This window comes from Pseudomonas sp. 30_B, from assembly GCF_017491605.1.
Lineage (GTDB): Bacteria > Pseudomonadota > Gammaproteobacteria > Pseudomonadales > Pseudomonadaceae > Pseudomonas.
In genome coordinates this window covers 1-482 of sequence record NZ_JAFGYY010000252.1, presented here as the reverse complement: position 1 = coordinate 482, position 482 = coordinate 1, and the positions used below count along the sequence as shown (strand labels likewise).

1 pseudogene is annotated in these 482 nt (G+C 62.0%); it reads right to left on the bottom strand.

Annotated elements, in window-relative coordinates:
- A pseudogene (locus J5M67_RS28145) lies at window positions 1–163 on the bottom strand (IS3 family transposase); the annotation flags it as partial.
- Window positions 164–482 lie beyond the last annotated feature (319 nt).

The following is a 482-nucleotide window of genomic DNA, read 5'->3' as shown; positions in this document are numbered from 1 at the left end:
GGATCGTGCCACGGGCGCGCAGCTCGGCGAGAAAGCGCGTGCTCGTGTATTGGCAGCCCTGATCCGAATGGAACATCAGGCCTGGTGGCGGACGACGATGATCGTAAGCCCGTCTTAATGCCTTTAGTGCCAAGTCGGTGTCCGCGTGCTGACTAAACGCCCACGCGCCCTGCTTGCAAACAGGGCTGACAGAAGCCGCTGTCGCGACGCAAGATGCGCTGCCTGCTCTTGTCCCACGCGGTTCCGTATCCCCGCGCATGACGATTGCCGCGCACCGCGTCGGACTTCCACTTCACCGCCTCATGGGTGTGCTGCGCGCAGTACGACTTGCCAGCCGCAACGAGTGCACCGCATCCTCGATGCTTACAGGGCTTCATCGTACGTATCGGCATAGGGAAACCTCATTGCGGATTGGGCGCGTAAACGAAAAAGCCCGCGAGGCTTTCACCTTGCGGGCTTTGGTCGAGCGGCCGGCGCTGATC